Source organism: Phormidium sp. CCY1219 (genome assembly GCF_055795085.1).
Window position 1 is genome coordinate 1 of the sequence record NZ_JAYFEQ010000615.1, and the last position, 17,841, is coordinate 17,841.

20 protein-coding genes are annotated in these 17,841 nt (G+C 51.9%); 10 read left to right on the forward strand and 10 right to left on the reverse strand.

From position 1 onward, the window contains the following. Positions 1 to 694 precede the first annotated feature (694 nt). The 5 genes from AC0QH1_RS17255 to folE all read left to right on the forward strand — a co-directional run bounded on the left by AC0QH1_RS17255 (position 695) and on the right by folE (position 6,350). Positions 695 to 1,390 (forward strand): aldehyde oxygenase (deformylating), encoded by a 696-nt coding sequence (locus tag AC0QH1_RS17255; protein WP_324632477.1) that lies wholly within the window; start codon positions 695 to 697, stop codon positions 1,388 to 1,390. A gap of 256 nt (positions 1,391 to 1,646) precedes the next feature. After that, a complete protein-coding gene (locus tag AC0QH1_RS17260) occupies positions 1,647 to 2,672 on the forward strand; it encodes a long-chain acyl-[acyl-carrier-protein] reductase (protein WP_324632478.1) in 1,026 nt (341 codons plus the stop codon). A gap of 193 nt (positions 2,673 to 2,865) precedes the next feature. Further along, entirely contained in the window at positions 2,866 to 3,846 is a 981-nt protein-coding gene (accA, locus tag AC0QH1_RS17265) for an acetyl-CoA carboxylase carboxyl transferase subunit alpha (protein WP_324632479.1), read from the forward strand. A gap of 1,182 nt (positions 3,847 to 5,028) precedes the next feature. Then, on the forward strand, positions 5,029 to 5,172 hold the full coding sequence (locus tag AC0QH1_RS17270; protein ID WP_324632480.1) for a hypothetical protein: 144 nt from the start codon (positions 5,029 to 5,031) through the stop codon (positions 5,170 to 5,172). A gap of 443 nt (positions 5,173 to 5,615) precedes the next feature. Continuing rightward, positions 5,616 to 6,350: a GTP cyclohydrolase I FolE gene (gene folE, locus AC0QH1_RS17275; protein ID WP_324632481.1), complete on the forward strand. Its 735-nt coding sequence runs from the start codon at positions 5,616 to 5,618 to the stop codon at positions 6,348 to 6,350. A 53-nt stretch (positions 6,351 to 6,403) separates the two neighbouring features. Here folE and AC0QH1_RS17280 read toward each other — a convergent pair whose 3' ends face one another. Continuing rightward, positions 6,404 to 7,048, reverse strand: coding sequence for a phosphoribosylanthranilate isomerase (locus AC0QH1_RS17280; RefSeq protein WP_324632482.1), 645 nt, complete (start codon positions 7,046 to 7,048; stop codon positions 6,404 to 6,406). A gap of 143 nt (positions 7,049 to 7,191) precedes the next feature. Here AC0QH1_RS17280 and psaK point away from each other — a divergent pair, with 143 nt between their 5' ends. Together psaK and AC0QH1_RS17290 are read left to right on the forward strand one after the other, a co-directional pair. Next, positions 7,192 to 7,470 carry a photosystem I reaction center subunit PsaK gene (gene psaK, locus AC0QH1_RS17285; RefSeq protein WP_324632483.1) on the forward strand — a complete coding sequence of 93 codons (279 nt, stop codon included), beginning with the start codon at positions 7,192 to 7,194 and terminating at the stop codon, positions 7,468 to 7,470. Between the two features lie 304 nt (positions 7,471 to 7,774). Next, on the forward strand, positions 7,775 to 9,019 hold the full coding sequence (locus AC0QH1_RS17290) for a site-2 protease family protein (RefSeq protein ID WP_324632484.1): 1,245 nt from the start codon (positions 7,775 to 7,777) through the stop codon (positions 9,017 to 9,019). Between the two features lie 136 nt (positions 9,020 to 9,155). Here AC0QH1_RS17290 and AC0QH1_RS17295 read toward each other — a convergent pair whose 3' ends face one another. From AC0QH1_RS17295 to AC0QH1_RS17315, 5 genes are all read right to left on the reverse strand, one after another. Then, the gene (locus tag AC0QH1_RS17295) at positions 9,156 to 9,956 is read right to left on the reverse strand and encodes a lipoate--protein ligase family protein (RefSeq protein ID WP_324632485.1); all 801 of its coding nucleotides are present in this window, start codon (positions 9,954 to 9,956) and stop codon (positions 9,156 to 9,158) included. Positions 9,957 to 10,019: 63 nt separating this feature from the next. After that, a complete protein-coding gene (locus AC0QH1_RS17300) occupies positions 10,020 to 10,496 on the reverse strand; it encodes a YbjN domain-containing protein (protein WP_324632486.1) in 477 nt (158 codons plus the stop codon). A 213-nt stretch (positions 10,497 to 10,709) separates the two neighbouring features. After that, on the reverse strand, positions 10,710 to 11,585 hold the full coding sequence (locus AC0QH1_RS17305) for a ferritin-like domain-containing protein (RefSeq protein ID WP_324632487.1): 876 nt from the start codon (positions 11,583 to 11,585) through the stop codon (positions 10,710 to 10,712). A gap of 173 nt (positions 11,586 to 11,758) precedes the next feature. Beyond that, a complete protein-coding gene (gene glnA / locus AC0QH1_RS17310) occupies positions 11,759 to 13,180 on the reverse strand; it encodes a type I glutamate--ammonia ligase (protein ID WP_324632488.1) in 1,422 nt (473 codons plus the stop codon). 86 nt (positions 13,181 to 13,266) lie between these two features. Beyond that, entirely contained in the window at positions 13,267 to 13,410 is a 144-nt protein-coding gene (locus AC0QH1_RS17315; protein WP_324632489.1) for a hypothetical protein, read from the reverse strand. Between the two features lie 500 nt (positions 13,411 to 13,910). Here AC0QH1_RS17315 and AC0QH1_RS17320 point away from each other — a divergent pair, with 500 nt between their 5' ends. Further along, the gene (locus tag AC0QH1_RS17320; protein WP_324632491.1) at positions 13,911 to 14,177 is read left to right on the forward strand and encodes a hypothetical protein; all 267 of its coding nucleotides are present in this window, start codon (positions 13,911 to 13,913) and stop codon (positions 14,175 to 14,177) included. 37 nt (positions 14,178 to 14,214) lie between these two features. After that, positions 14,215 to 14,724, forward strand: a complete 510-nt coding sequence (apcB, locus tag AC0QH1_RS17325; RefSeq protein WP_324632492.1) for an allophycocyanin subunit beta — start codon at positions 14,215 to 14,217, stop codon at positions 14,722 to 14,724. An 84-nt stretch (positions 14,725 to 14,808) separates the two neighbouring features. Here apcB and AC0QH1_RS17330 read toward each other — a convergent pair whose 3' ends face one another. Beyond that, entirely contained in the window at positions 14,809 to 15,006 is a 198-nt protein-coding gene (locus AC0QH1_RS17330; RefSeq protein WP_324632493.1) for a hypothetical protein, read from the reverse strand. A 52-nt stretch (positions 15,007 to 15,058) separates the two neighbouring features. Continuing rightward, complete coding sequence (locus AC0QH1_RS17335) at positions 15,059 to 15,199, reverse strand: hypothetical protein (RefSeq protein WP_324632494.1); 141 nt, start codon at positions 15,197 to 15,199, stop codon at positions 15,059 to 15,061. 46 nt (positions 15,200 to 15,245) lie between these two features. On the opposite strand from AC0QH1_RS17335, the gene AC0QH1_RS17340 reads away from it, so the two are divergent. Further along, a complete protein-coding gene (locus AC0QH1_RS17340; protein WP_324632495.1) occupies positions 15,246 to 16,064 on the forward strand; it encodes a TlyA family RNA methyltransferase in 819 nt (272 codons plus the stop codon). Between the two features lie 10 nt (positions 16,065 to 16,074). On the opposite strand, the gene AC0QH1_RS17345 is transcribed toward AC0QH1_RS17340, so the two are convergent. Next, a complete protein-coding gene (locus AC0QH1_RS17345) occupies positions 16,075 to 16,785 on the reverse strand; it encodes a M15 family metallopeptidase (RefSeq protein ID WP_324632496.1) in 711 nt (236 codons plus the stop codon). An 830-nt stretch (positions 16,786 to 17,615) separates the two neighbouring features. Beyond that, positions 17,616 to 17,804, reverse strand: a complete 189-nt coding sequence (locus tag AC0QH1_RS17350) for a hypothetical protein (RefSeq protein WP_324632497.1) — start codon at positions 17,802 to 17,804, stop codon at positions 17,616 to 17,618. Positions 17,805 to 17,841: the final 37 nt, after the last annotated feature.

Genomic DNA, 17,841 nt, shown 5'->3' on the forward strand with positions numbered 1-17,841 from the left:
AAGGAATGATTTTTACCTCGTATCCCCCCCTTACCCCCCTTGGAAAGGGGGGGGACAAAGGAAGAATGTTTATCTCGCGGGGGGAAACAACTAAATCCCCTCATCCCCTCCCAAAGCATTAGTCGATCGGTTTCGGTTATTTGTAGCTATTTTATACTAACTTGGTATAAAGTCGGTGTATTTCTAATTTACAATTCTTGAAATTTAATTTACAATTGTTTATTGATGATTGCTTATTGGCTATAGTTAATTATTTATTCCTAATCCTCAATTCTCAATTTCCAGTCTGCGATAGGTAAGATGGCAACGGGAGGGCGATCGCTTTCCCAATTGTCAGGGAAAACTGACAATTGGGAGTTGGGGTAGCACAGAAGCGGGCTAATTTAATGGCGCGCTTTGCCATTAAATTAGCCCTGGCAGGCTGGATCCGGGTAGTCCCTCTTGTCTGGGGGGCGGAGATTTTGCACAGGAGAGGCAGCATTTGCCCCAGCCAGGGGGCAAAACGCAAATTCAAGCTCCAGGCAGTATTTGCGAGCGTTCACGATTTATAATCAGAATGCTGAAGTTTGATTACGAAGAGTAAAGTAACAATTATGTTGTTTAAGTAGGGTGAACCAGTTTATCCTAATAACTTAAGACGTCAACAGTCACTGTACGATCGTCGGCAACAATCTATTCAGGAGACAACAGACTTATGCCGCAGCTCGAGGCCATCACCCCTGAACTCGACTACCAGAGCGAAACCTATAAAGACGCTTACAGCCGCATCAACGCGATTGTAATCGAAGGCGAACAAGAAGCCAACGACAACTACATTCAACTGGGTCAACTGCTACCAGAGTCCAAAGAGGAGTTAGCCCGGTTAGCCAAAATGGAGGCGCGCCATAAGAAAGGGTTCCAAGCTTGTGGTCGCAACTTAGAAGTCACGCCAGACATGGAATTTGCGCGGGAGTTTTTTGCAGACCTGCACCAGAACTTCCAAAAAGCCGCCGCCGAAGAGAAAATCGTCACCTGCTTGTTGATTCAAGCGCTGATTATCGAAAGCTTTGCGATCGCGGCGTACAACATTTACATCCCCGTAGCGGATCCGTTCGCGCGCAAAATCACCGAAGGAGTGGTCAAAGACGAATACAGCCATCTAAACTTTGGCGAAGAGTGGCTCAAAGCCCACTTTGAAGAATCCAAAGCCGAATTAGAACAAGCCAATCGGGAGAACCTGCCCTTGGTGTGGAAAATGCTCAACAAAGTTGAAGCAGACGCCCGCATCTTGGCGATGGAGAAAGAGAGCTTAATCGAAGACTTTATGATTGCTTATGGCGAAGCCCTGAGCAACATTGGGTTCTCCACCCGCGAAATCATGCGGATGTCCGCTTACGGCATCACGGGTTGATAGCACTGTAGTGAATCCTTTCACCGAAGTAATGCAGACGCCTCGGACAGAGCAGCCTCAGAGGGGGGCCTCTGTCCGAGGCGGACTCGGTGGGCGAAGATAGCCGCCACAGATGGAGGTTGTTGCGATCGCCCCACCTGGAGTGCATGTGTTGTGGCACTCCGTTGTGTAGTAGGATTGTCAAGGATACCTTAAAATCCACCCCCTTGCGGTTAACCCATTTTTGCCTAAAACAAAGGCTTACATAGAACGTTTAATGTTTGGTCTTATCGGTCACCTAACCAGTTTGGCGCACGCCCAGTCGGTTGCTAGAGATCTCGGATATCCAGAATACGCCGACCAAGGGCTTGATTTCTGGTGTTCCGCGCCACCGCAGATTGTCGATAATATCACTGTTACCAGTGTGGCAACGGGACAGACCATTGAAGGTCGTTACGTGGAATCTTGCTTTTTACCCGAGATGCTCGCCAATCGGCGAATCAAAGCCGCCACCCGCAAAGTGCTCAACGCGATGGCGCACGCCCAAAAGCAAGGCATCAACATCACAGCGCTTGGCGGTTTTTCCTCGATTATTTTTGAAAACTTTAACCTGCACCAAATTGAGAAAGTCCGCAATATCAAGCTAGAATTCGAGCGCTTTACCACCGGCAACACCCACACCGCCTACATTATTTGTCAGCAGGTGGAACAGGGAGCCGCACAGCTAGGCATCGAATTGTCCAAAGCCACCGTAGCCGTTTGTGGAGCCACAGGCGACATTGGCAGTGCCGTATGTCGCTGGCTCGATCGGCGCGTGGATGTAGCGGACTTATTGCTGATTGCCCGCGATCGCGATCGCCTGAATGCCTTGCAAACAGAACTCGGGCGGGGCAAAATAATCAGCCTAGAAGAAGCCCTTCCCCAAGCTGACATTGTGGTGTGGGTCGCCAGTATGCCCAAAGGCATTCAACTCGAAGCCAACAAGTTGAAACATCCCTGCTTGTTAATCGATGGCGGATACCCGAAGAACCTAGACACCCAACTGCAGCATCCGGAAGTCTTCGTCCTCAAAGGCGGCATTGTGGAACACTCCTTAGATATCGACTGGCGGATTATGAAAATCGTCAGCATGGATATTCCCGCCCGTCAGCTATTTGCCTGCTTTGCCGAATCGATGCTGCTCGAATTTGAAAAAATCTACACGAACTTCTCGTGGGGACGCAATCAAATCACCGTGGAGAAAATGGAGCAAATCGGCAAATGGTCGGTGAAGCATGGATTTAAACCCCTGTTGAGCTTTTAGAGCGCGCCTCTGGGGTTTTAATCTGTGTTGCAGACTCCATTATCTGAATTGCACGGCGCAGCACCCGGTTTTCCGTTAATTTTTAGGGGATGAACGGCGATCGGCTTTCTGAGGATGATTCCCCATCCACTCCAAACGCCGATCGCCCAATTGTAGTTATCTCCCTTGACGCCCCGTCCTCCATCAATCGTTTATGGCACCAACCGAACGCAGAACATTCCTTTTAGACTTTGAAAAGCCATTAGCCGAGCTAGAAGGGCGGATTCAACAAATTCGCGATCTAGCCGAAGAAAATGGCGTGGATGTGTCGGAGCAAATCCGGCAGTTAGAAGCGCGGTCCAACCAACTGCGGCAAGAGATATTTTCCACCTTGACCCCCTATCAGCGGTTGCAGTTGGCGCGACATCCGAGACGTCCGAGTACCCTCGATTACATTCAGGCGATCGCCGATGAATGGATGGAATTGCACGGCGACAGGCGAGGGTGTGACGATCCGGCCCTGGTCGGGGGGATTGCCCGACTTGACGGCATTCCGGTAACGATTCTGGGTCATCAAAAAGGGCGCGATACCAAAGACAACGTAGCGCGAAATTTTGGCATGGCGTCTCCCGGGGGCTATCGCAAAGCCATGCGATTGATGGAACATGCGAATCGGTTTGGAATGCCGATTATTACCTTCATCGATACCCCAGGCGCTTGGGCCGGCATCGAAGCAGAACATCAGGGCCAAGGAGAGGCGATCGCCTATAACCTGCGCGAAATGTTCCGATTAGACGTGCCGATTATCTCCACGGTGATTGGCGAAGGTGGATCCGGCGGGGCCTTGGGCATTGGCGTCGGCGATCGGCTGTTAATGTTCGAACATGCGGTTTACACCGTGGCGACTCCAGAAGCTTGTGCGGCGATTCTCTGGAAAGATGCCGCCAAAGCGCCACAAGCCGCCGAAGCGTTGAAAATTACCTCCGGGGATTTGAAAAACCTCGGAATTCTCGACCAAATCTTGCCCGAACCCATCGGCGGCGCTCATTCCAATCCCTTGAAAGCCGCTGAAATCCTCAAAGAAGCGTTGTTACAGAATTTAGAAGAACTTTCTGCCCTAACCAGTCAGCAACGCCGAGACCTGCGGTATCAAAAGTTTCGCCGCATCGGCATGTTTGCTGAAGTGCCAGCCTAAAGCGGGAATACATTTAATTCGCATATTTTTCCCTGGGTAAAATGGCTCGTGCTTGATTGGTGCGTTAAATTTAGCATAACAGCACAACCCTGTCAACCCTAAACGGCGATCGGCCTCCTGCCCGGGCAATCCACGGTAAAAAAAAGGGAAATATCCAGTGGTATGCAAGGAACAATCGCCCTAGAAAATTGCTCCGGGTTTCCCTGCTTTTCCTGCTCCAATCGGAGCTTTGGCCAAAGAATTTTCCGGCGGCCAGTGGTCTATTTCACCCGATGAAAAACTCCCGGCTTATTCCCCCGAAATTTACAGATCGCTGTGGCGGAAAAACCCCAGAGGGCAAGTGGCGAGCCGAAATTGGCCATTCGCAATTTTCCCGGCAAAAATTTCCAGAAATTGCCAAAAAACGCCCCGGGTCAGTTATAATTGAAAAGGTCACAAAAGTTTACGTTTTGCTAATTTTTCTCAGTGGAGCGATTTTCCAAATGGACAACAAGCCTCCGGAGTTTCTCCTTAGATGTCACGCAGAAACTTCACAGTTAGCCAAACTCATATCCAATATTTGCCCGAACCGTTGATGCCCAAACTCTCTCACCTTGCAGTTAATTTGTAAAACTTGTTGTTAACCCGTTAAGGGAAATAGGTTGACGCTCTCGGCAAGTACAGATTATCCGGGAGAAATTCTGCCTGGGTCTCCGAGGCGACAGATGGACGGCACTCCGAAGTGCCATTCACAGCAAAAGCGTTATAGCCGGCAAACTTTCATAAGCGGCGATCGCTGCGGTTCGGTGAAGTTTACAGATAGTTGCTCATGCCGCAAACTTGCCATCAAACAGCCCATCGAGAGTGGGGAAATCCCTGTCCCGGGTTCGGGAGACTCGGCGCATACAGGATCCTGCGATGCCGGATATTCGATGTCTCATCATCCCACGGAATGCAATCTTTGAGCATCTATCCCCAGATAGAGATGCTGTCTCCTGCAGCCGAATTGAGAATTGGTACGTTAATCCGGCGAATTTCCCAAAAGATGTCAGCAATTCGTCGGCGAGGAATGAGAGACGAGGAAACTTACATAATAAAGCCAAGTATGGCTTGGATGCAAGAGGTTTTGTCCGTCAAAAATAATTACCCGATTCGATCGGTTTTCCAACCTTGCCCGGATACCGCGATCGCTGAGGCAATGAGATGGGATTGGCTTTGGCCACGACCCTAGCATTTGCCGAAACCGGGATTGATGTGGCAAGAGGCGAAGCGATCGCCCGCAAAAATAGAAGCCGTGACCAACGCGGCGCGTTCCTCGGGCATCAGTGCAAAGACTTACGCCATTAACTAAGCACAGGTTAAGCCAGTGCGAGAAAAAATTGGCGATCGCCCATTTTGGCGAACAACCCAGGAATGAGCCACCGCGCCGACTTCCGGACAGCCCTCTAGAACAGTAGCCTCCCCCGGGCAACGCCAGCGCCCCGGGAGTATCACCCTGGCAAGCGGTTGACCCGGAAATTGCTGCCGGATCCACCCGGCAAACTGCACTGCTGCCAGATAACGCAGTGGTTGAGGAACTCACTTTCACATCGAACCCGGGAGTGCGATAAATCTCCACTGGATTTGAGCCGATACTGCCGTTCGAGCCTCGACAAAAGGATTGCCCACCTAACTCGAGCGATCGCGAGTATGAGTGCGCCTTCCGTACAAATGCACTCACCGCTTAAAGGCGCGATCGCTCATCCACCCGTTGTTCTGTACATTCCTTTCAACTCCAACCCAAATTTATTATGACTATTGCCTCTGACAACCGTTCTAACGGAACCAAAAAAGACCTTGAAAACGGCATGCAAGCCGCAAATGCTTCCGGTAAAACCGCCATTCCCGTCCGACCCGATCGCAACACCTTAAACGGCACGCAACCCCACCTGCACCCCCCTGCAGCAGCAGAAGAAGACAACGAGCGGATGATGGATGCCGTGCGAGACATTCTCCTTTCCATCGGAGAAGACCCCGAACGCGAAGGCTTGCTCAAAACCCCCAAGCGCGTAGCCGAAGCCATGCGCTTCCTCACCAGCGGCTATTCCCAGTCCTTAGAAGACCTGGTGAATAATGCCATTTTTGACGAAGGGCACAACGAGATGGTACTGGTTCGCGACATCAACTTCTTCAGCCTTTGCGAGCACCACATGCTGCCATTTATGGGCAAAGCACATGTTGCCTATATCCCCAACGAAAAAGTGGTGGGTCTCAGCAAACTCGCCCGGATTGTGGAAATGTATGCCCGCCGCTTGCAAGTCCAGGAACGCCTGAATCGCCAAATCGCCGAAGCCATCCAAACCATCTTAGAACCCAAAGGAGTGGCCGTGGTCATGGAAGCAACTCATATGTGCATGGCCATGCGCGGGGTGCAAAAGCCCGGATCCTGGACCGTCACCAGTGCCATGCTCGGGATTTTTGACGAAGAACAAAAAACTCGCGAAGAGTTCCTGAACCTAATTCGCCACCAACCCAGCTTCTTTTAAAGGCTGAATTATAACCTCAGAAGTGTGAAGTGTCAAGCCCGAAGTTTTATCCTTCACACTTCTTGCCGTTTGAGCATTTCAAACAATCGCGCCACTTTGGCTAAATCTTTGTCCCCCGGCGATCGCTCCACCCCACTCGAGAGGTCGATGCCGGCGGGGTTTACTTGTGCCAGGGCGGCTAAAACATTATCCGGCGTTAATCCCCCTGCCAGCAACCAGGGACACCCCGGATCGAACTCGGTTAAACTTCCCCAGTCCAGTTGTTTTCCCGTCCCCCCCAGCATCCCAGGATGATAGGCATCCAACAGCAAGGTATCCACACAGTCCACATACTCCTTGGCGGTTTCTAACGCCGCCGGGGTTTTGACCCGCAACGCTTTGATCAGTTCTATCCCGGGTGGGAGTAACCGACGCAGGCGATCGCAAACCTCCGGGGATTCATCGCCATGTAGCTGCACCCCCGTCAACCCCCCGGCTTCGCGAAATACTTGACAAATGGTTTCTGGCGTGGTGTTGGCAAACACCCCGATGCAGCCCACCGACTCTCCTTGTAGCCGACTCACCACCGCGCGAATCTGCAGTGGCGTCACATAGCGCGCAGAGCGGGACACGCAGATAAAACCCAAGGCACTGGCTCCCATCTGCGCGATCGCCCGTCCTTGCTCTGGTTTGGTAATTCCGCAAATCTTCACGCGCATTCGCGATCGTCCCCCGTAATTGTTTCGATTTGTATCGAAATTTTAAGCAACTTTAAAGTATTGAGCAAAATTATTATTTTTTCGCCATCGCTCTTTATAATTCCTTTCAATTGTACAAATTTATCAACATAGGAGATAGAATCTTGCTATACAGCACCTTACTGGCCGTAGCGGCAGCCAACGTCCCCCCCACCCCAAGCTGGTCCCCCACCATCGGACTGGTGATGATCCTGGCCAACCTGTTTGCGATCGCCATTGGTTACAAGGCGATTCAAAACCCCGGCGTGGGTCCGAGTCTGCCCGTGCAACCCCCCGCCCTGTGGACTAACTTTGGCATCCCCGAATTGCTGGCCACCTTAAGTTTCGGCCACTTACTCGGCGCGGGCATCATTTTGGGATTGGGTAATGCCGGGGTTCTGTAAACCTCCTACCAAAGTGCAAAATAAAGCTTGACAAAAGCGAAGTTTTGTGCTAATAAATGATTCCAACCGCTCCCCAAGGCGATCGCCCTGGGGAGCGCCCTTGATTCCCGACAGCGCAATTGGCGATCGCCGCTTACCGCCTGTCACCCTTTGCCCCTCGATCCCTCGCAAATTCCCCAGGGACATTCATCCAACCCCAGTGGGGGAACAGAGAAAAATGAGTACAATTAAGAAAGGACAATTGAGGGGTTGACGCCCTCCACAAGCAGGCGATCGGCTAGAGTCAAGAAAAAAGGAAAGTTTCATGCAGGCAGCTTGGCGAATCGGATCCCTATTTGGTATCCCTTTCTATATCGATAAATCTTGGTTGATTATCCTACTGTTGGTCACCTTGGCGAATGGGGCAAACTTCGCCGAGACCGAAACCTGGGATCCCATAATCGCTTGGACTGTGGGTTTGGCATTAGCCCTGTTGCTGTTTGCCTCCGTACTGCTTCACGAACTCGGACACAGTTTGGTGGCGATGTCCCAAGGCATTAAGGTTAACTCGATTACCTTATTTATTTTTGGCGGCGTAGCGTCCATCGATCGCGAATCGAAAACCCCGGGTCAAGCCTTTCAAGTAGCGATCGCCGGACCGGCGGTGAGTTTCATGTTGTTTGCCATTCTCGGATCGATCGCCGGACAGACCCCTAGCGACTCCCCCATCGAAGTTTTAGCATTGAATTTATCCAGAATTAATTTGGTGTTGGGGGTGTTTAATTTAATTCCCGGGTTGCCCCTCGATGGGGGTCAAGTCTTAAAAGCGGCGGTATGGAAGCTGACCGGCAGTCGCTTTCAGGGGATTCGCTGGGCGGCCCTGAGTGGAAAAACCCTGGGGTTGAGCGCGATCGCCTTTGGCGTGGTTTTATTTTTATCCAACAATAGTTTGAGTGGCATTTGGATTGCCTTTCTCGGCGGATTTGCCGTTCGCACTGCAAACGCTTACAATTCCCAAGCGCAGTTGCAAGAAGCTTTAGTCAAACTGAAAGCCGAAGATGCGATGACCAGACAGTTTCGCGTCATCGATGCCAACATGACCCTGCGGCAATTTGCCGAGGAATACATTCTCGCCGAAACTCGCGATTTTGCCTACTTTGCCGCCTCTGAAGGTCGCTATCGCGGTCGGCTGTCCCCCGAGGACCTGCGGGTTATCGAACGCAGTCAGTGGGAAACGCAAACCGTTCGCAGTATCGTGACGCCGTTAAGCGAGATTATCGGCGTGGAGGAAGATACGCCGTTGGTAGAGGCGATTATCGAGATGGAAAACCATCAGCTAACCTTGCTGACGGTGTTTTCCAAAGCCGGTGCGGTTGCCGGGATTATCGATCGCGGCGATATTGTGGCCGCCTTAGCGAAAAAGATGAACCTGCCGATTTCCCCCGAACAAATTAAACGGATTAAGGAAGAAGGCAGCTATCCGGCAGGGTTTCATTTAGGCGCGATCGCCAAAGCCACCTCCGAAGCCGTCTCCCCCCAAGAACTGGCCAAATCCGCGATGAAAAAGTAAACTGGCTGCACGGTTAATTTGCATAACAAATTCCCCGGAGATGAGCCAAAAGAAAAGCCGCCGAAGTGGCTTCCGGTGGGAGAGTCAGAGCTTCCAACTTCTCGCGAATTACGCCCTTCGCTTCAAAATCGGGATTTTAAACCGCAAAAACTGGCAAATTAAGTGCATCGGTTTTGATGTGTTGCCATTCTTCCCGGGTAAGGGGCTGGTGATGGATTTCTACCTCAAAACAGCGAGATGCGGCGCAGAGTAACGAAGCGATCGCCATCTCGATTAACTTTGAAACATCCCGGGGTAAAGAATCGGGCAACAGATGAACTCCGCCAATCAATTGCGAAGCTTGCGGATCGAAGACGCGAGAAAACAACTCCACCGACGGGTTGAGCAGGATCGAACCATGTTGCAAAATAGCCCCGCCCCGTTTGAGCTGAGCGCTGCCGATAAATTTAGCACCATTTGGCAAGACCAAATCCGCACCGGTAGCGGTGGCAAAACAATTGGGAGTTTTAGCGTAACCGCGTCCCGCCCGACCGTAGTGTAATTCCACCCCCAAACTGCGCCATCCCTCGATCAAAAACTGACAAATGGTTTCATAGGCGGCGAGGCGAGAGGATTTAGCGATCGCGCAAGAGTTTGCCCCCAATTCAGACATGACCACCATATAGGTTAAATCCCCCTGATGCAGCACAGCGCGTCCCCCCGTGGGACGACGCACCAAATCGATCGGTTGTCCATGCCAAGAGAGCTGACGCCACCCATCGGGCCAGCGACGCTGATGGTAGCCGAGAGAAATTGCCAGCGGATCCCAGGTATAAAATCGCAGCACAGGCGGCAATTTACCGGCCCGATGCTGCTCGAACAACCAATAGTCGATCGCCATTTGGATGTTGGCGGGAGCGCGAATCAGACCGATCGAGCGCCAAGAAGATGAATGCATCAGAGATGTGATGGAGGAGGGGCAACAAACAGACCCGGCGAACTCAACGCACCGGGGGATATTTTATTGACCGAATGCCTCAAGCAGCGCCTCATCATTGTCATCGGCGATGGTTGCCACAATGGTGATACAGCGAGAAATTTCCCCAGGATTGATATCCGCCACCGTGCGGGTGGAGACCACCACCACGCGATCGTCCACAATAGCAAAACGAGATTCCAAAGTAGACGACCAGTTCATATCTAATAGCTGGCGCATTAACTGCGGTTCGTTTTTCGCCGGGAGTTTGAGGACGAAAGACCACACGCTCAAGCTGTCCTCATCGGTGGTTCCCGTCAGTTGCACGAACACCTCAACGCTACCGTATTGAAATTTCCAAAGATGACCTGCTTCGCTTTGGGCGAACATCACCTTTTGGTCTTGGGCCAGACTGCCAATCACCGTTTCGATTTCCTCGACGAGGTTAACGGATGTAGACTCTGACAATAATTCTTCAGTGGATTCGTCGGGATTGCAAAGGTTTTCTACTTCGGTGGTCATCTGAATCTCCTGGAATGGGTGGACACCGTTCGCTGGGTAGGGAGCGAAAATTGAGAGCGATGTTTTGAGTGATGTTAAAAGGGGTTTGTGAACTTGGCGAGTTGCCGATTGAGTTAGATTTACCGCGATCGATTTTATCACGGAAGGGGCGAGTATGACCGAGGGAGGGAAAGCGCCTTCAGAAAGGGGAGGCGCAAAAGTCACTCTCGCCTTTTATTTTTTGGAATTAGAAGAATTCAAGCCGTTTAAGAACATCGGCACGAATTTTTCCATAAATGCCTGTGGATCGCGGTTCCAGGCTTTTTGTGCGGCTTGCACCCGGGTGAGCTGGAGGTCTGGAGCGATCAGGGTTTGCGGGAGGCGTTCCATGAGGTAGGCGGGACGTTCCCAGAGAGGGAGCGTATTGGCCACATCGAGGAGGCTAGCGACGCGCCGCAATTCTGCGCCCATTGTAATATCCATACCGGCTTCAAAGGCAGCTTGTTCGATCGCGGCATATTTGGATTTTGCTTGTTCGACTTTTTGGCGGTGTTGCGGGCTTTTTTTCGCCATTTGAGCCAACCAGCGATTTCCCCAGCGCACGTGCCCTGCTTCTTCGGGCATAATGCGTTCGAGAGTTTCGCGGATGAAGATGTTTTCTGGGGTTTGTTCGGCAGATTTGAGGGCTTGAATGTGACCGGAGAAATATTCGCAGCCGCGTTTTTCGGTGACGTTAATGGCGGCGAGGGCGGCGATCGTGCCATCTTCGAGGGTTTCAAAGCCATCTTTGTCCAGCAGACGGTCGAATTCCTCGATATAGGCCATTCCCGGGGGTTTGTCCAGATCCGAGCCAAGTTCGTAGAGCAGATCCGTGAGCCACATAGCGTGACGGGCTTCATCGGAGACGTGGCGAGACAACTCGCGTACCAATTCGCGGGGTTGACCGTCGAGGCGTTCGATCAGATCCGTGAGGTCTTTGCAACTGCGTTGTTCGCTAAAGCGGTAGCGGTTGAGGGTGATTAGATGGATTTCGCGATCGCGCACCACGTGCTTCATCACATCGCGGGCGCTCATTGAATTGCGGAATTTACGCGGGTATGTGACGCTCATACTTTTTTAGTTACGTTTTATAAACTTGTGTTGCTGATTCTAACGCAATTTTTTCCGAGCATGGTTTATGCAAAGGGAAACCAACCGCGACTGGTTCCGATGAGCCGTCGCGCCACAAAAAAGCCACCGTAAGGGTGGCTCAACTTACTTAGTTGCGATTTTCTCGCAGAGGTTTAGGCATCGAAGTAGAGAGAAAACTCGTAGGGATGCGGACGCAGGCGCATGGGGTTGACTTCATTATCGAGCTTGAACTCGATCCAACTGGCGATGACATCTTCGGTGAAGACGCCGGTGCTGGTCAAGAACTCGCGATCGCCTTCCAGAGCCTTGAGCGCATCCAGCAGAGACCCAGGAGTCGAGGGAATCTTGGCCAATTCTTCCGGACTGAGATCGTAGATATCCACATCCAGAGCATCGCCGGGGTCGATTTCGTTCTTAATCCCATCGAGACCCGCACAGAGCATCGCCGCGAAGGCGAGATAGGGATTGCAAGTGGCATCCGGGCAACGGAACTCCATCCGTTTCGCCTTGGGATTCGGACCCGACAGGGGAATCCGAATCGAAGCAGAACGGTTCCCTTGAGAATAAGCCAAGTTCACCGGCGCTTCAAAACCGGGCACCAGACGCTTGTAAGAATTGGTGGTGGGGTTGGTAAACGCCAACAGAGCGGGAGCGTGTTTGAGCAGACCCCCGATGTAATGCAGAGCCATTTTGCTTAAGTTGGCATAACCATCGCCCCAGAACAGGGGCTGACCATCTTTCCAGAGAGACTGGTGAGTGTGCATCCCGGAACCGTTATCGTTAAATAGCGGCTTTGGCATGAAGGTCGCGGTTTTGCCGTACTTCTTGGCCACATTTTTGATAACGTATTTGTAGGTCATCAAGTAGTCGGCGGATTTGACGATCGGGGCAAACTTGATGCCGAGTTCATTTTGTCCGCCGGTAGCCACTTCGTGGTGGTGCTTTTCGATAGGTACGCCGCATTCGCCCATCGTCAGCAGCATTTCAGTTCGCATGTCTTGCAGGGTATCCGTGGGCGACACCGGGAAGTACCCTTCTTTGTAGCGGGGTTTGTAGCCCAGGTTGCCACCGGGTTCTTCTTTACCGGAATTCCAGCGACCTTCCACGGAATCGACGTAGTAAAACCCTTTGTTTTCGGTTTGGTCGAAACGGACATCTTCAAAAATGAAAAATTCGGCTTCTGGACCAAAGAAGGCGAGATCGCCAATGCCGGTGGAAATCAGGTAATCGAGCGCTTTTTGGGCGATGGTGCGCGGATCGCGGCTGTACATTTCACCGGTGCGGGGTTCCTTGATGCTGCAAATCATGCTCAAGGTTTTTTCGGACATGAACGGGTCGATCCAGGCGGTGGTGGGATCGGGAACCATTGCCATGTCAGATTCGTTGATGGATTTCCACCCGCGAATGCTCGAACCGTCGAAGGCGACTCCATCGGTGAAAGCATCCTCGTCAATCAGATCCCGGTAAAACGAGCAGTGCTGCCAGATACCGGGCATGTCGATAAACTTGAGGTCTACGATTTTGATGTCTTGCTCGCGGATAAAATTTAATACTTCTTGTGGGGTTTGGAACATAAATAACTCCTCAGTTCTCAATTGGTGTCAATCCACGTTGCTGGTGACAAGCGTTGCTGGTGACAAGTACGCGCACGAGCAGGGGTTCACTCAAGGAGGTTAGAAGACGAAACAGACATCTCCTGGGCACCTAGCGGCGATCGCGGCGATCGCGCTGTTCCTCCCCTGGCACTGACTTCCAGGATTCTCAACGGTTTGAGGACCTGAACCTCAACGGTTGCTTTCTCCACCCTGTTTTGCTCCCTCGTTTTTGGAGGGAGTGGTTCGTCAACCGGTGGGGAATAAGGCGATCGCGCCTTGGCATAAACCCGCGCTGCGTTGTCCCTGACTCATCCTAGGGATTGGTTTCGGGAGGGTTTGTATTCAAGGATACAAACCGGCCCCGCGCCCTAGCAGGCTAACCACAACTCTGGTTGGATTTAATCACAGTTCCCTCTTGCAGCACATAGAGAAAATATTAAGGATTCCCTTCCACCGCTTCGGTTGAGGGCGGCGATCGCTACCTAACACAATCGCCACCCTCGGGTGCGTCACCCTCACCACCCCCCGTTCCCATTGGATCCCCGATCCAATCCGGGGGTAACGCACCACCGGGGATGCGTCACTGGGTCTAACACTGAAAAAGGCACGATTCCCATGCCCTGGGGGCGGGTTCAGATGAGGGCGCGTTCGCCATGCAATCGCGCCTTTCGCGTATCCAGGGTCATTACTGTGGGGATTTTTTCCCTGGATGGGGGAGAACCCCAATGGCGATCGCCTTTTTGCCCCGCGAGTCTTGTTCGTCATCGAGGTGGGAAGCGATCGACTATTTTTCTGGGTATCGCTTTATAGTAAACTACAAACCATCGAACGAATTTTGGTTCGATCGCGCTTGGGGAGGACGATGTACTCAACTCATCCCCAGTATTATTACTCATTTTTGGGTCAACATTGGGCGCGGCACGGATATCCGGTTTCGCAAAACCGAATATTCCTGCACAACACCACCCACCCGTAGCAGATTACTTGTTGAGATTGTTGGGAGAAGAAATTTAATGCGTGACGCTGTAACCAGTCTGATAAAAAACTATGATGGCCTCGGTCGCTATCTCGATCGCGATGCTATCGACAACCTAAAATCTTATTTTGAAAGCGGCACCGCACGGGTTCAAGCTGCCGGCGCGATTAATGCCAATGCCGCCTCTTTGGTCAAACAAGCCGCTTCTCGGTTGTTTGCTGAATTGCCCGAATTGATTCGTCCCAGTGGCAATGCCTATACCACCCGTCGCTATGCGGCTTGTCTGCGGGATATGGACTATTACCTGCGCTATGCCACTTATGCCCTAGTTGCGGGCAATACCGATGTGCTCGACGAACGAGTGCTGCAAGGACTGCGCGAAACTTACAATTCTTTAGGGGTTCCGATTGGTCCGACTGTGGTGGGGATCCAAATTCTCAAAGACCTGGTGAAAGATAAAGTGGTGGAAGCTGGTATCACTCCCGGCGCTTGGTTAGACAAACCTTTCGACCACATGTGTCGCGAATTGAGCGAGCAAGATATTTAATCTCTTTCTCTTAGGTCGATTTTTCTATTTCTATCAAGTCCGCATCGGCGGACTTTATCTTTTTTGGGAAAAATTTTTGCAACCCTAACCAATTGCCAAGTCTCCCCAAAATTGACACCTTTGCAGGAGTTTTTCGATCGGCGAATGATGCGCCAACTGGAGGGCGATCGCTTCGACTTTTCCATTGGGATAAACCACATAAATATTCTCTCCACTCAAAATGGCCAGGGGATTGTCTTTTTCTCGTACAGGCTGTGGGAATACCGATCGCGTCAAGTGCATGTCATTTTACCCGTAATACGTCAAGTTTCTCGTCAGGGATCGAGAGTCTTGTCTAATTATGGGATAACGGGCAAATTTCACAAGCGATCGAACTCCATCGGTCAGGGCGATCGCGATCGCAATCCCTCGCGATCGCGATCGCACCCCCATCGCATTGTTCGCCTCCTCGGTCTAAACCCAATTGAAAATTCACTCATTGAACATTGACCCATTGCTGACATTTTTTCTCTAGATCGACTGTGGCTAATAAGCAACGACTCGATACCCTGTTAGTAGAACTCAACCTCTGTTCCTCCCGACAGTTCGCCCAACGGCTGATTCGCGCCGGGGAGGTGCGGGTCAACAACCAACTGATTGACAAACCCGGTACCGCCGTCAATACCGATGCCAATATCGAACTCAAGCCGCGATCGCGCTTCGTGTCGCGCGGTGGCGAAAAATTGGCAAAAGCGCTCGAGGTCTTTCCCATCCCCGTCGCCCATCGCATTGCCCTCGATGGCGGTATCTCCACCGGGGGCTTCACCGACTGTTTGCTGCAAGCCGGTGCGGAATTGGTCTACGGGATTGATGTGGGATACGGTCAAGTGGATTGGGGTCTGCGAAATGACCCGCGCCTGATTTTGCGCGAACGTACCAACCTCAGACACTTGACAAAAGAGGATTTATATGATAATGAAAAGCCTAAACCGGATTTGGGCGTGCTGGATGTTTCCTTTATCTCCCTGACCAAAATTTTGCCCGCCCTGTGGGAGTTGCTGGTAGCGCCGAAAGAGGTGGTGTTACTGGTGAAGCCTCAATTTGAAGTGGGGCGATCGCGGGTGGGAAAAAAAGGCGTGGTCCGCGATCCGCAAGACCATGCCGATGCCATTTTCCAAGTCTTGCAAGCCGCAACCGACTGCGGATGGCAATACAAAGGCTTAACCTGGTCTCCCCTCACCGGTCCGGCAGGCAATATCGAATATCTGCTGTGGCTGCATGTAGAAAGCGATACCCCGCCACCGGATAAATCCGCGATCGCTCAACTCACCCGCAACGCCCAACGGGAAATCAATGGGTGACATCCTCCCCCTAGGGTCTCGCCGCCCTAAACACTCGCTGACTGCGCGCGGAACCCACCCACCGCCAGTGCCACGGTTCGTAGTTGATTTCCGGATGTTGGCGCGGAAACGACATTTCAAAGCCAAATTCCCCTGCATTCGCCTTCAACCAGCGAAAGGCATCGGTATCGTGAAAAGAACGGCGAACGTGATGTTGGGGCGCGGATGCATCGCCGATGTCGATCGCATAGCCCGTATGATGTTCGCTATACCCGGGCGGTGCAGAGACGTTGGCTCTTTGCTGCAAGCTTTGCCCCCGCTGTCTCGCTTTGCCATAAAACAGATAGGATTGAGTATCGCGATCGCGAAAGCCAGACAGAGGCACCAACTGCACCCCATCCGCCGCCGCCGCCGCTACCATTTCTCGAAACTGGGCCGCCGCCTCCCGACGCAACCTTTGCCCATTGCCAACTGACACTAATTCTCGTCTTGGCGCAACGGAATAGGAATAATGACCGTAGTGGGTTTGCGCTTCTTCAGGGGTGGCGGAGGGCAGATATTCGCGCTCAATGCCCAACGGCGGCACTTCCGGTTCCGAGAGTTCCACCGGGGACGGCAGGCGATCGCCCAATTCCTCTGTGGGGGTGGGCGTAGCCGTCGCGCCCAGTTTGGGCACCGGCGCGATCGCCGCGATCGCGGCGATCGCTATGCAATTTCCAGTTATCCATTTACCTTTTAACATAAAAAATTTTCAAAAAAATCCAGGATACTTGACTCTTTTTCTATCTTATTAATTCTTCGTCATAGATGTATCTAGCGCCAGAAATATACCGATAGAAAGAGACTGCAGTGTGAGTTTTTTTTGATTAATTGGTAATAGTAAGCTGTTTCGCATTTAAATTGGGGGAAGACTTCACCCCAAGTTATTGTAGTGCGAGCTTCTAGCTCGCTACAGTACCCAAATTAAATGCCTGACAGCTTAACTGAATTTTTGTCTCTATTCAACTGAGTAGTTTGTAGGGTGGGCAGTTCTAGAGGGGATGCGAGATTCGGCACCTGTGATAGTAGCTCTCTGTGCCCACCGTACCATCTGCTGATTGATGGACAAAAACAGAAAAGGATTGCGGGTGCGGTGTAAAAAAAGTAAAAAGAGTAGTTGAAGCGGTGGCGACGCCAGAAGTCACAGGTAATTGGCAGCCCATTTAGGGCAGAATGGATGCAGATATGGCATTCTGGCGCAGGCGAGGGAGAAGGGGGGAATGCAAGGAGGGAGGCGAACAGAAGCAAAAGCCGAGTCATGGAAGAGATTGGGCGAAACAAGCGAAGCGATCGCTGCTAGAGTAGTCATTGACGCAATTGCTTCCCGAGAAAACACGGAGCAAACCGGGAGATGTTCCCCAGAGTTGGATCCACAAAGCCAGCCTGAGTTGGGATCCAAGGCAAGGCAAAGCAGGGCAGAGGGAAAAATTGGCAGTGGGAAAGGGCGCGATCGGGAAAAGAAAGCGCCAGAGAAGATGCATGTGGGGTGCATGAGAGCAACAACCAAAAGCGACACGCCAGTTCAAACCCACCTCAGTTCCCATTGTTCGGGTTGATGCACTCGGGTCGATAAAATAATGTCATGCCCGAACCCACCGCGAGTTGAGAACCAGACAGACTCAGAACCGGGCCGAACTCGCGGCGATCGCGAAGTTGACCGATGTTGCATTGCCCTTCGCTCCTCAGAAGGTGGTGAGTGTCCGAAGCGAAACGCTGATGCAAGGCAGGGGGTCAAAGAGAGGCCCGTAAGCGAACGGAA